Annotated in this window: 11 protein-coding genes; 9 read left to right on the plus strand and 2 right to left on the minus strand. The window is 65.4% G+C overall.

The annotated features are described in order from the left end of the window. Positions 1-13: 13 nt before the first annotated feature. Positions 14-1,645 carry a sensor domain-containing diguanylate cyclase gene (locus tag G394_RS0103015; RefSeq protein ID WP_028576390.1) on the minus strand — a complete coding sequence of 544 codons (1,632 nt, stop codon included), beginning with the start codon at positions 1,643-1,645 and terminating at the stop codon, positions 14-16. Positions 1,646-1,812: 167 nt separating this feature from the next. On the opposite strand from G394_RS0103015, the gene G394_RS0103020 reads away from it, so the two are divergent. The 5 genes from G394_RS0103020 to alaS all read left to right on the plus strand — a co-directional run bounded on the left by G394_RS0103020 (position 1,813) and on the right by alaS (position 7,717). Then, positions 1,813-2,430 carry a LysE family transporter gene (locus tag G394_RS0103020; RefSeq protein ID WP_028576391.1) on the plus strand — a complete coding sequence of 206 codons (618 nt, stop codon included), beginning with the start codon at positions 1,813-1,815 and terminating at the stop codon, positions 2,428-2,430. Between the two features lie 25 nt (positions 2,431-2,455). Continuing rightward, a complete protein-coding gene (locus tag G394_RS0103025) occupies positions 2,456-2,815 on the plus strand; it encodes a t-RNA-binding domain-containing protein (protein WP_028576392.1) in 360 nt (119 codons plus the stop codon). Positions 2,816-2,824: 9 nt separating this feature from the next. Beyond that, on the plus strand, positions 2,825-3,670 hold the full coding sequence (locus G394_RS0103030; RefSeq protein WP_028576393.1) for a DMT family transporter: 846 nt from the start codon (positions 2,825-2,827) through the stop codon (positions 3,668-3,670). A 182-nt stretch (positions 3,671-3,852) separates the two neighbouring features. Continuing rightward, positions 3,853-4,905, plus strand: a complete 1,053-nt coding sequence (gene recA, locus G394_RS0103035; protein ID WP_028576394.1) for a recombinase RecA — start codon at positions 3,853-3,855, stop codon at positions 4,903-4,905. 172 nt (positions 4,906-5,077) lie between these two features. Continuing rightward, positions 5,078-7,717: an alanine--tRNA ligase gene (alaS, locus tag G394_RS0103040; RefSeq protein ID WP_028576395.1), complete on the plus strand. Its 2,640-nt coding sequence runs from the start codon at positions 5,078-5,080 to the stop codon at positions 7,715-7,717. Between the two features lie 99 nt (positions 7,718-7,816). On the opposite strand, the gene G394_RS0103045 is transcribed toward alaS, so the two are convergent. After that, a complete protein-coding gene (locus G394_RS0103045; RefSeq protein WP_028576396.1) occupies positions 7,817-8,182 on the minus strand; it encodes a hypothetical protein in 366 nt (121 codons plus the stop codon). Between the two features lie 129 nt (positions 8,183-8,311). On the opposite strand from G394_RS0103045, the gene G394_RS0103050 reads away from it, so the two are divergent. From G394_RS0103050 to metG, 4 genes are all read left to right on the plus strand, one after another. Next, on the plus strand, positions 8,312-9,157 hold the full coding sequence (locus G394_RS0103050; protein ID WP_028576397.1) for a sulfide/dihydroorotate dehydrogenase-like FAD/NAD-binding protein: 846 nt from the start codon (positions 8,312-8,314) through the stop codon (positions 9,155-9,157). Next, complete coding sequence (gene gltA / locus G394_RS0103055) at positions 9,141-10,556, plus strand: NADPH-dependent glutamate synthase (protein WP_084435255.1); 1,416 nt, start codon at positions 9,141-9,143, stop codon at positions 10,554-10,556. The genes G394_RS0103050 and gltA overlap by 17 nt, the downstream gene beginning before the upstream one ends. A 138-nt stretch (positions 10,557-10,694) precedes the next feature. Next, a complete protein-coding gene (locus tag G394_RS17735; protein ID WP_043774556.1) occupies positions 10,695-11,990 on the plus strand; it encodes a regulatory iron-sulfur-containing complex subunit RicT in 1,296 nt (431 codons plus the stop codon). Between the two features lie 25 nt (positions 11,991-12,015). After that, positions 12,016-13,962, plus strand: a complete 1,947-nt coding sequence (gene metG, locus G394_RS0103065) for a methionine--tRNA ligase (protein ID WP_028576399.1) — start codon at positions 12,016-12,018, stop codon at positions 13,960-13,962. Positions 13,963-14,177 lie beyond the last annotated feature (215 nt).

Below are 14,177 nucleotides of genomic sequence, written 5' to 3' on the forward strand. Positions count from 1 at the left end.
TCCGGCGGGCGCGCTATTCGGCCTTTAACTGTTCGGGCGTCCAGGTCTGGACTTTGTTGCGGCCGGAATTCTTGGCCTGGTACAGGGCCTGGTCGGCTTGTTCAAGGAGTATGTCCATGCTGCCGTCCCCTTCCTCGGGCGAGGGGATCGTGGTCACGACGCCGATGCTCAGGGTCACGCAGGGCGCTGCGTCGGACCCGGAGTGCTCGATGCGCAGATCCCGAACGGCCTGCGCCAGGACCCCGGCGATGTGCCCGGCCCCTTCGGCGTCGGTGCCCGGCAGGATCACGGCGAACTCCTCCCCGCCGTACCGGGCCAGCAGGTCGGCCGGACGCTGCATGTGCAGCTGCATGACAGCGGCCACGCCGATGAGGCACATGTCGCCCTGCTGGTGCCCGTAGGTGTCGTTGTAGTTCTTGAAATGGTCCACGTCGGCCAGCATGATGGACAGGGGTGCCTGCTCGCGCATGGCCCGTCGCCATTCCTGCTTGAGGTAGACGTCGAACATGCGACGGTTGGCGATGCCGGTCAGGGCGTCGTTCAGGGAGAGCTGCGTGAGCTGTTCGTTGGCCCGCTGGAGTTCCACGGTGCGGTCGCTGATGGTCTGGACCAGGGAATCGAGGCTCTTGGCCAGGACTCCGATCTCGTCCTTGCGCTCGAGCCCCAGGCGCAGGGAATAGTCACCCTCCTCCTGCAGCTTGACGGCATGGTCGGTCAGACGCTTCAGGGGCCTCAGGACCACGGCCTGCATCATCAGGTTCAGGATCACGAGCACGGTCACGCCGGAACCGATGACCAGAAAGACGGCGTAACGGATGCTGGCGAGGCCCTTGCGGGTGGTCTCGCGGGGAAAGAGGTACTGGACCCCGAAAAGGGTTTCGCCGGTTTCGTCCTGGTATCCTGCACAGGACACCATGTTCCCGCCTTCGGTTTTGGTGAAGTAGTGCAGGTCGCCGACGGTCATGGGCTTCATGCCGGCCGTGCGGCAGAGCATCTTCGACGTGTCGAAGGGGGCGACGATTTCGAAGGACAGGCGGGTCTGCTCCTTCAGGGTCTCGAGCATGGCTTGGTTCAGGAAGCGTCCCATGATCAGGAAGCCGTTGGAGGGGCCCGACCCGTCGGAGCGCAGAATTTCCCGGGAGGCGAAGAGCATGGGCCCGGCTTCGGTGTTGAATATGCCCCTGTTGCCCCTGCCGCCTTCGGGAGAGGGGTGCACGGAGAGCGTCGTGTGCTTCAGGTCGATGTGTCCCCCGTCCATGAAGCCGAGCTGCAGCGTCGTCTTTTCCTCCAGGTCGCGGACGCGGCTCCAGACGATGTTGCCTCTGGTGTCGCAGAAGGCGATCATGTTCAGGGAGATGTTGTCCAGGGAATCGTCGCTCAGGTTGCTTTCGATGAAGCGCTCGGAGCCAGTGGCCATGAAGTCGTGGGAATCGTTCCACGTCGCCCAGTCGCGGCACAGACGCCCCACGTGGTAGGTTTCGCGGTCGATGGCGTGGAAGATGCGCTGCAGGTTCTCGCCGGCTTCCCGATATTCCAGCTCCAGGAAACTGGGGTAGATGATGAAGCGCTGGATAATGAAATCCGCAGCTCCAAGGGCGGCGAAGAGAACGAAGATGATGAGGAAGACCTTGGTTCTGATGGACATAGGGACTCCTTGAACCGTTTGAGCGCTGCGTTTCCCTCGCTATCCGAGTTCTCCCCGAGGGACAAGCGGGAAGAAGCAAAGGCTTGCGTTTCCTGCGCAACACGGCGTAAGGCCCATGCGTCCGCCCGGCTTTGCGCCCGGGCCGCCATCCTCTGCGGATAAGGAAGATGCTCGAACTCGTCACCGTCGCCACCATCACCATCCTGGCCGTCATCAGCCCCGGCGCGGATTTCGCCATGGTCACCCGCAACAGCATGGTCATCTCCAGGCGGGCCGGAGTGCTGACCGCCGCCGGCATCTCCCTGGGCGTGCTGGTCCATGTGGCTTATAGCCTTCTGGGGGTGGGACTCGTCATTTCCCGGTCGGAGATGCTTTTCAGCCTGATCAAGTATCTGGGCGCAGCCTATCTCGTCTGGCTCGGCATCGGCATGCTTCGGGCCATGCCCGCGGCGCCCGGCGCGGTGCCCTTGCCGCCCCTGTCCGACCTCGGCGCCCTGCGCCGCGGTTTTCTGACCAACGCCACCAACCCCAAGACCACCCTCTTCGTGGTCAGCCTGTTCACACAGGTGATCAGCCCACGGACACCCCTGCCGGTCCAACTCGGCTACGGGGCGTTCATGTCCCTGGCCCATTTGGCGTGGTTCGTCCTGGTGGCCCTGGCCTTTTCCTCCGTTCCGGCCCAGCGGGTCGTCGCCTCGGCCCGGCACCACGTGGAGCGGGGCATCGGCGGCGTCCTAGTCTGCCTGGGCCTGACACTGGCCCTGGCCTCGCTGCGGCAGGCGTGAGGGCCCCATCGCACAAGGAGAAATCATGGCTGCTGAATTGAAGCCCGAGGTGAGCTTCGAAGAATCCTTCGCCCTGCTCGACGCCCGTCTCGGGCGCATCGTCGAGGCCGAGCCCTGCGCCGAGACCCCCAAGCCGACGTACAGGATGGTCATCGATTTCGGCAAATACGGGCGCCGCACGAGCTACGGGAGGTTCACCTCCCACCCCGTGGACGAGGTCGTGGGGCGGCTGGTGTTCGGAGTGCTCAACTTCCCGGCTCGGCAGATGGGGCCGGTCGTCTCGGAAGCCCTCGTGCTCGGCGTGCAGTATCCGGGCAAGGACAGCGGCGAGGCGACCTTCGTCTCGCCGGCCGTGAACGCCAAGCTCGGCAGCAAGCTCTTCTAGGCCGCGCCGATGAAACCCTACCTCTACGCCATGGGCGCGGTGCTCTGCTGGGCCAGCCTGCCGGCGGCAACGGGCAGCGGCCTGGACGGCCTCTCGGTGCCGGAGCTGCTGTTCTTCAGCTTCGTGCCGGCCGCGCTGTATTTGACCGCTCAGGAAATGGTCATCTCGAAGCGCGCGGCCATCCCCTGGCCTTCTCCCCGCATGGCCGCCCTGGGGCTCGTCGGCATCTTCGGCTACCATGCGGTCTACTACCTGGCCCTGGACCACGCGCCTCTGGTGGAGGGGGCCATTCTGACGACGACCTGGTCCTTCTGGATCGTGGTCTTTTCCTCGGTCCTGGCCAAGCGCCGCCTGTCAATGCCGGTGCTGGCCGTGGCCCTGGCCGGGCTCCTGGGGGCGGGGCTGGTCGTGTCCGGCGGCAGAAGCCTGCAGTTCGACCCGCGCTATCTCCCCGGCTACGCCCTGGCCCTGTGCTGCGGGCTGATCTGGAGCGGCTTCTCCGTTGCCCTGTCCCGGTTGCGGCCCACCGGGGACTACATGCCCGCCTTCACCGTCCTGGCCGCGGCCTGCTCGACCGCGGTCTACGCCGCCGGCGCCCCCCAGGGACTGCCGCCGGCCGGAGCCCTGCTCTCGGCCCTGTATCTGGGGCTCGTGCCTCTGGGCCTGTCCTTCACCCTCTGGAACCGGGCCGTGACCACGGGCAACATGACCGTCATCGGCTACCTCTCCTACCTCACCCCGCCCCTGGCCGTCCTGCTGGCGGCCCTGGCCCGCGGCGCAGCCGTGACGCCCCACGCCGTGGTCGGCATGGCGGTCATTCTCGTCGCCGCCTTCGTCGGGCGGCGCATCGCCTGAAGGCGAGCGCGGGGCGTCGAACGCAACCGGCGTCCCCGGGGGAAACCGGCTCGGCGTGGGCATATTGTCGAACCGGGGGCGCCGCCGGGCACCGGTTTCCCGGCATTGTCTTCCATACCCTTATTTGCTACGAGCGCTTGTTTCTCTGTTTTCGCCGAACCCCAACTTTCATGGAGCATCTCATGGCCCGACCAAAAACCGCATCCCCCGAAGACGCGCGCCGCGAAGCGCTGGAAACCGCGCTGGCCACCATCGAGCGCCGCTACGGCCAGGGCTCGGTCATGCGTCTTTCCGACACGTCCCATCAGGTCGTTCCGGTCATCCCCACGGGATCCATCGGGCTGGACCTGGCCCTGGGCGTCGGCGGCATTCCACGCGGCCGCGTGACGGAGATTTTCGGGCCGGAATCCTCGGGCAAGACCACCCAGGCTCTGCACATCATCGCCGAGGCCCAGAAGCGCGGCGGCGTGGCGGCCTTCATCGATGCCGAGCATGCCCTGGACATCAACTACGCGCGCAGGCTCGGGGTCAAGACCGAAGATCTGCTCATCTCCCAGCCCGACTACGGCGAGCAGGCCCTGGAAATCGCGGACATGCTGGTCCGCTCCGGCGCCGTGGACGTGGTCGTGGTGGACTCCGTGGCCGCCCTCATCCCCCAGTCCGAACTGGAGGGGAACATGGGCGAGACCCAGGTCGGCAGCCAGGCCCGCCTCATGTCCCACGCCATGCGCAAGCTGACGGGCACCATCCACAAGTCCCGCACGTCCATCATCTTCATCAACCAGCTGCGCATGAAGATCGGCATGACCGGCTACGGCAGCCCCGAGACGACCACGGGCGGCAACGCCCTCAAGTTCTACGCCTCCGTGCGCATGGATCTGCGACGCATCCAGACCCTGAAGGACAAGGAGGAGTCGTACGGCAACCGCGTGCGGGTCAAGGTGGTCAAGAACAAGATGGCCCCGCCCTTCCGCGAGGCCGAGTACGACGTGCTTTTCGGCACCGGCATCTCCCGTGTGGGCGAGTTGCTGGACTTGGGCGTGGAACAGGGCGTCGTCGAGAAGAGCGGCGCCTGGTACGCCTTCGGCTCCGAGCGCCTGGGCCAGGGCAAGGAGAACGTGCGCGCCTTCCTGCAGGACAACGACGAGCTGCGCATGCAGATCGAACGCGCCCTGCTTGAACAGCTGGGCATGCCCGTGCCCGAGGAAGCGCCCGCGGCGGCGCCAGCCGAGTAGTTTCGGCTGATTTTCAGTAACATCAGAGGCATGGAGTTACCCTGTCGGGCGCACGTCGCGGGAATGACGCAACCTTGGCGTCATGGCACGACGTCATTCCCGCGAAGGCGGGAATCCATGCCTTTCACCATATCATGCCCTGGCGAGAACGGGGATCAACGAGGTAGACAACGTGATCAGCGCCGGTGAAATCCGCAAACGGTTTTTGGAATATTTCGAGAAGCACGGCCACAGCGTGCAGCCCAGCTCATCCCTGGTCCCCCAGGACGACCCGACCCTTCTCTTCACCAACGCCGGCATGGTCCAGTTCAAGAAGATCTTTCTGGGCCAGGAGAAACGCGACTACAGCCGGGCCGCCACGTCCCAGAAGTGCCTGCGCGTGGGCGGCAAGCACAACGACTTGGAGAACGTCGGCCGCACGGCGCGCCACCACACCTTCTTCGAGATGCTCGGCAACTTCTCCTTCGGCGACTACTTCAAGGAAGACGCCATCCGCTTCGCCTGGAACTTCGTGACCGTGGAGCTGGGCCTGGACAAGGAGCGGCTCTACGTCTCCATCTTCCGCGACGACGACGAGGCCGGCGAGCTGTGGCAGAAGGTGGCCGGCGTGCCGGTGGAGCGCATCTTCCGCCTGGGCGAGAAGGACAATTTCTGGGCTATGGGCGACACCGGCCCCTGCGGCCCATGCTCCGAAATTTACGTGGACCAGGGCGCGGACATGGCCTGCGGGCCGGACTGCGGCATCGGCAAGTGCGACTGCGACCGGTTCCTGGAAATCTGGAACCTCGTGTTCATGCAGTTCAACCGCTCGGCCGACGGGACCATGACGCCCCTGCCCAAGCCGAGCATCGACACGGGCATGGGCCTGGAGCGCATCACGGCCATCTGCCAGGGCAAGCGCTCGAATTTCGACACCGACCTCTTCCAGGGCCTGATCCAGGCCATGGCCAAGAAGGCCGGCGTGGCCTACCGCCAGCATGCCGACTCGGATACGGCGCTTCGCGTCATCGCCGACCACAGCCGCTCCATCGCCTTCCTGCTGGCCGACGGCATGCTGCCCTCCAACGAAGGCCGCGGCTACGTCCTGCGCCGCCTGATCCGCCGCGCCTACCGCTTCGGCAAGCTGCTGGGCTTTGGCGAGCCCTTCCTGTGCGAGACCACGGCCCAGGTCGTGGCCGAGATGGGTGCGACCTTCCCCGAACTCGTGGCCGGCCGGGACTTCATGGTCCGCGTCGTACGCCAGGAGGAGGAGCGTTTCGGCGAAACCCTGGACAAGGGCCTGCGTATCCTCGAGGACGAGATGGCGGCCCTGGCCGCCAAGGGCGAACGGACCATCGGCGGCGAGACGGCCTTCAAGCTTTACGACACCTACGGCTTCCCCCTCGATATCGTCAACGACATCGCCGAGAAGCAGGGTTTTGCCGTGGACGAGGCGGGCTTTCGCGAGCACATGGCCGTGCAGAAGAAGAAATCCAAGGAAGCCTGGGCCGGCTCCGGCGACAAGGGCCTGGCCGGGCAGTTCGCGGCCCTCATGGGTTCGGGCCTGGAATCCGCCTTCATCGGCTACGACTGCCTGTCCGCCGTGAGCCGCATCGTGGCCCTGCTGGACGCCGAAGGCCAGCCCGTCGAGCGCCTGACCGGCGGCACGGGCTTCATGGTCACGCTGAAGACCCCGTTCTACGGCGAGTCCGGCGGCCAGATGGGCGACACGGGCCGGGTGCAGGCCCCCACGGGCGCGGCCCGCGTGGTCGACACCCTGAAGCCCGCGCCGACGCTTTTCGTGCATAAGATCGAGGTCTCCGGCGGCGAGATCCTGGCCGACCAGGAAGTGGAGCTTTTCGTCGAGGAAGGCGAGCGCGTGGCCACGGCCCGCAACCACTCTTCCACCCACCTGCTGCACGCGGCCCTGCGCCGGGTGCTGGGCGAGCACGTCAAGCAGGCCGGCTCCCTGGTGGGCCCGTCGCGCCTGCGCTTCGACTTCACCCACATCTCCGGGCTTTCGGCCGAGGAGCTGCAGCAGGTCGAGAACGAGGTCAACCGCGCCATCCTGGCCGACGCGCCCATCACCACGCAGGTCATGTCCTATGACGCGGCCGTGAATGAGAAGCAGGCCATGGCCCTGTTCGGCGAGAAGTACGAGGCCGACGTGCGCGTGGTCGAGATGGCCGGCGAATCCGTCGAACTGTGCGGCGGCACCCACCTGGAGTCCACGGGCCAGGCCGGTTCCTTCGTCATCCTGTCCGAGGCCGGCATCGCAGCGGGCGTGCGCCGCATCGAGGCCCTGACGGGCTGGGACGCCCTGCGCCACTGGCAGGCCCAGCGCGAGGAGGTCCGCAATGCTGCCGCCCTGCTCAAGGCCGCCCCGAACGAGGTCTCGAAGAAGATCGCGGCCCTGCAGGACCAGGCCAAGGCCCTGTCCAAGGAACTGCAGGCCCTGCAGGCCAAGGTCATGTCCGAGAGCGGCAAGGATCTGGCCTCCGAGGCCAAGGACATCGCCGGCATGAAGGTGCTGGCCAGGAAGGTCGAGGCCCCGGACATGAACGCGCTCAGGAATCTCATGGACGACCTGCGCTCCAAGATCTCAAGCGGCATCATTGCCCTGGCCGCCGAGATAGACGGCAAGGCCATGCTGGTGCTTGCGGTCAGCAAGGACCTGCACGGCCGTTTCACGGCCCCGGCGCTCATCAAGGAGGTCTCGGGCGAGATCAAGGGCGGTGGCGGCGGGCGTCCGGATTTGGCCCAGGCCGGCGGCTCCGAGCCGGCGGGCATCGACCGGGCCCTGGCCAGGCTCGAGGCGTTTCTGGCGCAGTGACGGGGAAGGGCCGCCTTCGGGCGGCCCTTTCGCTTTCGGTCCCGCTCGGACGGTCATTGACAATCGATAATCTTTTTGGCGAGATGGCCGCGACGGGGTCTAAACCACGACGCTGATCATGGGGGAGACGCTGCGCAGGTTGGCCTGTTGGCCGTAGGCCATGGCGCCCAGGCGCCTGGTGGTCGCATTGGCGGCATAGCTGCCTGCGGCCGCAAAGGGCCGAACGTGTTGGGTCAGGTACTGCAGTTCAAGCTCCTGGGCGAAGTCCTTCAGGATCTTGGGCTCGGGCTCGTCGGCGAATGAGATGTTCTGGGTGCTCAGGCTGACGCCGAGCTTGCCGAGCTGCACGCCGACCGTGCGCGTGGAGACGCGGGCGGACAGCATCTGCCGCGAAAACCCCGAACTCCACTGCGCGTCGGAGCCGAGGCTCTGACTGGAATACGCGCTGATGGGGTCTGAGGTCATGGGCACATCCTTCCTTTGACGGTCATATTTCTTTACAATCGCCCAGGTAGTTTGACAAGCAGCGATGAAGCGGCGGAATTCTGGGCCACTTGTTCAATAAGACGCCCCGCTTAGGGCATGGAGGAATTGGTGAGCACGACCATACTGAAAAAAAGAATTCTCATCCCAGGCCGGGTCACGGAGATGACCCTGGACGCACCCGAGATCGCGGCCAAGGCCAAGCCGGGCAATTTCGTCATCCTGCGCGTGGCGGAGGACGGCGAGCGCTTTCCGCTGACCATCGCCGACGCCGATGCCGGGAAAGGGACCATCACCATCGTCTACCTCGTCCTGGGCAAGAGCACGGCCATTCTGGACAGTCTGGGCGAAGGCGATGCGGTCCTTGACCTGTGCGGCCCCCTGGGCCGGGCCACGGACATTCACAAGGTCGGCACCGTGATCTGCGTGGGCGGCGGCACGGGCATCGCGGCCATGCACCACATCGCCAAGGGCCATGCCCAGGCCGGGAACAAGGTGGTGTCCATCATCGGCGCGCGTTCGGCTGATCTGTTGCTCTTCGAGGAGGAACTGTCCAAGTTCAGCCACGAAGTCCTGATCGCCACGGACGACGGAAGCAAGGGGCAGAAGGGCTTCGTGACCCAGGTGCTGAAGGAGCGCCTGGAGTCGGACCCGGAGGTCAAGGAGGTCGTGGCTGTGGGGCCGGTGCCCATGATGCGCGCCGTGGCCGAAGTGACGCGGCCCTTTGGCGTGAAGACGGTGGTCAGCCTCAATTCCATCATGGTGGACGGCATCGGCATGTGCGGCGCCTGCCGGGTGCGCGTGGACAACGCCATCCGCTTCGCCTGCGTGGACGGGCCGGAGTTCGACGCCCACAAGGTGGATTTCAACGAGCTGATGATGCGGTTGGGGTCGTACGTTCCGCAGGAAAAACAGTCCTACAAGTGCTACTGTGAGTGCCATGGCAAAGAAAGCTAAGCTTCTCCCACGCGTGTCCATGCCCATGCAGGACCCCCATGTCCGCCGGGGCAACTTCAACGAGGTCGCCCTGGGGTATACCCTGGAGCAGGCGCAGGCCGAGGCCAGGCGCTGTCTGCAATGCAAGAACCCCACCTGTCAGGCCGGATGCCCGGTCGAGGTGGACTGCAAGGCCTTCATCCATGAGGTGGCCGAAGGGCGGCTCGACGAGGCCTACAAGGTCATCAAGGCCACCAACAGCCTGCCCGCGGTCTGCGGCCGGGTCTGTCCCCAGGAGAAGCAGTGCGAGGCCAGGTGCAAGCTGAACCCCACGGGCCAGCCTGTGGCCATCGGCCGCCTGGAGCGTTTCGTGGCCGATTCCTATTACGCCGTGAATCCGTGCGACGCCGTCACCGGCGGGGATGACTGCAAGCTTCTGCGCGAGGATCTCAAGGTCGCCTGCGTGGGCTCGGGCCCGAGCAGCCTGACGGCGGCCGGGTACCTGGCGGCCCTGGGCGTGTCCGTGACCGTCTTCGAGGCTCTGCACGAGGTCGGCGGCGTGCTGACCTACGGCATCCCCGAGTTCCGCCTGCCCAAGTCCATCGTGCACACGGAAGTGGAATTCCTGAAGCGCATGGGCGTGGTCTTCAAGACCAACTGGGTCGTGGGCAAGACCGTGTCCGTCCAGGACTTCTTCGATCAGGGCTACAAGGCCGTGTTCATCGGCGTGGGCGCGGGCCTGCCCAAGTTCCTGAACATTCCCGGCGAGAGCCTCCTGGGCGTGTACAGCGCCAACGAGTACCTGACCCGCGTCAACCTCATGCGCGGCTACAAGTTTCCCGAAGTGGACACGCCCGTGGCCGCCGGCCGCCAGGTCACGGTCCTGGGCGGCGGCAACGTGTCCATGGACGCCGCGCGTACGGCCCTGCGCCTGGGAGCCGAGAAGGTGACCATCGTCTACCGCCGCACCAAGGAAGAGATGCCGGCCCGCCTCGAAGAGCTCGAGCACGCCTTGGAGGAGGGGGTCTGCCTGGAAAACCTGGTCGCCCCCGTGGCCTTCAACGGCGACGAGAAGGGCCATCTGCGGAGCCTGACCGTGCAGCGCATGGAGCTGGGCGAACCCGATGCCTCGGGGCGGCGCAAGCCGGTGCCGGTGGATGGGGCCTTCTTCGACATCCCCACGGACCTGGCCATCCTGGGCATCGGCACGGGCCCCAACCAGGTCCTGCTGCGCGAGACCCCGGAGCTGACGCTGAACAAGTGGGGCTACATCCAGGCCGACCCCGAAACCGGCGAGACGGACATCCCCATGGTCTTCGCCGGCGGCGACATCGTCACCGGCGCGGCCACGGTGGTCCTGGCCATGGGAGCTGGGCGTAAATCCGCCCGGGAAATCGCGCGCAGGCTCGGCCTTCTCTAGCTTGTCACTTTCGGCTTCTCCCGCTACACAACCGGTTCCGGGCATCGGCCTGGAACCGGTTTTTTGCGCCGTGGCGCACGAACGTGAAACCGTCATCACCTCCCGCGCAGCGCGACGGGATCATCCTTTGGAATATATATGGCTCAATACGTAGGTGTTTCTTTCAGACGCCAGGGACAGATATACTTCTTCCTGTCGACGCCCTTCGTGCTTTCCCTGCACGACATGGTCCTGGTCAAGACCGAGGAGGGCATCGGCTTCGGCGAGATCGTGGCCCTGCGCGACGATCTGCCCGAAGGCGTGGACCCGGAAACCGTCAAGCCCATCTACCGTCCGGCCACGGCCGAGGACATCGCCATCGACCGTGAAAACCGGGAGTTGGCCAGCGAGGCACGCAAATACTGCCAGCGTTCCATGGCCCGCCTGCACCTGGACATGAAGCTCGTCGACGTCGAGATCTATTTCGACAAGAGCAAGATGATCTTCTATTTCACGGCGCCTGGCCGGGTCGATTTCCGGGAGCTGGTCAAGGATCTGGTGCGCAACTACCGCACCCGCATCGAGCTGCGCCAGATCGGCGTGCGCCACGAGACGCAGATGATCGGGGCGCTCGGCAACTGCGGGCAGATGTGTTGCTGTCGCCGTTACCTGCGCCGTTTCGAGCCCGTGACCATCAAGATGGCCAAGGACCAGAACCTGTTCCTGAACCCGGCCAAGATTTCGGGCGTCTGCGGGCGCCTGTTGTGCTGCCTGGCCTACGAGAAGGACAATTACGCCGATTTTCAGCGTCGCGCCCCCAAGCTCGGCCGCCGCTACATGACCACGCAGGGACCCATGAAGACTCTCCGGGCCAACATGTTCCGCGACTCCGTCAGCGTGGTGACCGAAAACGGCGAGGAACTCGATTTTTCCCTGACGGACTGGGCGGCCATGGTTCTGCCGGACCAGCCGCGCGTTGTCGCGCAGGACGACTCGTCCGATGACGTGCCCGCCGAACTCGCGGCTCTCATGGACCCCGAGGTCCGGGGTCAGGGCGGGCGCCAGGACCGCCGGCCCAAGCCCATGCGCAAGGACAACCGCCCGCGCCAGGGCGGCGATCGCGGTCCACGGCCCGAGCGTTCTGAACGCACGGACAGACCCGAGCGTCCTGAGCGCACTGACAGGTCCGAGCGTGCGGAACGCGCCGACCGGCATGATCGTTCAGAACGAACGGACCGCCCGGACCGCCCGGACCGCTCGGAGCGCGCGGATCGCCAGGACCGTCCAGACCGGGCCGAGCGGCCCAGGCCCAGGCCCGAAAGCGGCGAGGGCGGCGAGCGCAGGCCCGAAGGGTCAGGCCAGCCCCGTGACCGCAGGGACGGGCGCCCACGCGACAAGCGGCGCAGGTCCGGCCCGCGAAAGGACCAGGCCCCCAAGCCCACAGAGCAGCAATAACCTCCGGCAGACAAGGAGCACAGCGTTGAAACCGTTTTTCATTTCGACTCCCATCTACTATGTGAACGCCCGGCCGCACCTCGGGCACGGATATACGACCATCGTCGCCGACAGCGTGAGCCGTTTTCACCGGCTGAGGGGCGACGCCACGTTTTTTCTCACGGGCACCGACGAGCACGGCGACAAGATCGTGCAGGCCGCCGAGGCCAACGGTCAGGATCCCAAGGCCTATTCGGACACCATCAGCCAGCTCTTCAAGGATCTCTGGCCCGAGCTTGAGGTATCCAACGACCAGTTCATCCGCACCACCGACACCCGGCACAAGCTCTGCGTGCGCCACGTGCTGCAGCAGGTCTTCGACAACGGGGACATCTATTTCGACGAGTACGGCGGGCATTACTGCTTCGGCTGCGAGCGCTTCTACACCGAGAAGGAGCTGGTGGACGGCAAGTGTCCGGATCACCAGACCGTGCCGACCTTCATCAAGGAGAAGAACTACTTCTTCCGCATGAGCAAGTACCTCGAACCGTTGCGCCAGCACATCGAGGCCAACCCGGATTTCATCCAGCCCGAGCGCTACCGCAACGAGGTCCTGTCCATGCTCAAGGAGGACCTGGGCGATCTGTGCATCTCCCGGCCCAAGACGCGGCTGACCTGGGGCATCGAGCTGCCTTTTGACAGCGATTTCGTGACCTACGTCTGGTTCGACGCCCTCATCAACTACATCTCGGCCCTGGGTTACCCCGACGGCGAGGATTTCCGCAAATACTGGGCCGGCGCCCATCATCTCGTGGCCAAGGACATCCTGAAGCCCCACGCCATCTTCTGGCCGACCATGCTCATGTCGGCAGGCATCCCCCTGTACAAGGGGCTGCGCGTGCACGGCTACTGGACCGTGAACGAGACCAAGATGTCCAAGAGCCTGGGCAACGTCGTCGCGCCCCTGGACATGGCCAAGAAGTATGGCCTGAGCGCCTTCCGCTACTTCCTGCTGTCGGAGATGAGCTTCGGCCAGGACTCGTCCTTCAGCGAGGATGCCCTGGTGGGCCGCTTCAACGCCGACCTGGCCAACGACCTGGGCAACCTGTTCTCGCGCAGCCTGTCCATGACGCACAAGTATTTCGGCGGCGTGGTGCCCGAATGCGGCGAGCTTGAGGATCTCGACCGCGAGGTTCTCGAAATCGGCCATAACGCCATGGCCAATTTCCAGACCCAGTTCGAGCACTTCCAGTTCTCCAGGGCGCTCAAGTCCCTGTGGGAGCTCATTCGCCACCTGAACAAGTACATCGACTCGTCCGCTCCGTGGACCCTGTACAAGAACGGGGACATGAACCGGCTGGGCACGGTCATCTATGTGATTCTCGAAGGCATGCGTAAGGTCGCCCTGCACCTGTGGCCGGTCATGCCGTCCACCAGCGAGACCATGCTGACCCAGCTCGGAATCAAGTTCGCCCTGGAGGGCGTGGACCTGGAAGCCGAGACGTCGTCCTGGTTCGGTCTGGCCCCGGGCACGCCCGTGGCCGAACGCTCCAACCTCTTTCCCCGCCAGGACCTGGAGCCCAAGGAGGACAAGCCCGCCGAGCCGAAGAAGGTCAAGGCCCCCAAGGAGGCCAAGCCCGGTCCCAAGATCGAGATGGCTTGCCCCGAGTGCATCGAGTTCGAGGACTTCGCCAAGGTCGACCTGCGCGTCGGCACGGTCCTCGAAGCGGCCCCGCACCCCGAAGCCGACAGGCTGCTGGTCCTCAAGGTCGACGCCGGGGAGGAGAGCCCCAGGCAGGTCGTGGCCGGCATCGCCGAGTTCTTCAAGCCCGAGGAACTGGTCGGCCGGCAGGTGGTCGTGGTCTTCAACCTCAAGCCCCGCAAGCTGCGCGGCACCGTCTCCCAGGGCATGGTCCTGGCGGTCAAGAAGGAAGGCGGCCTGGCCCTGCTGGGGCCGAGTTCCGGCGTGGTCAACGGGAGCAAGGTGTCCTGATTTTGTGACTGTATTCCTGAGCTGAAAGGCATGGATTTACCCTGACGGGCACAAGCCCGCCTTCGCGGGAATGACACATCGTTCCATGCGGCAGTTCGGTTTACGGTTAAAGTCCGGTTCCTTCACCCCACCATCGCGTCATCCCCGCGAAGGCGGGGATCCATCTTCCAAAATAATGAAGCGAGCCCCTGCCATCGTCTGGCAGGGGCTCGCTT

The organism is Desulfomicrobium escambiense DSM 10707, assembly GCF_000428825.1.
Classification (GTDB): Bacteria; Desulfobacterota; Desulfovibrionia; order Desulfovibrionales; family Desulfomicrobiaceae; genus Desulfomicrobium; species Desulfomicrobium escambiense.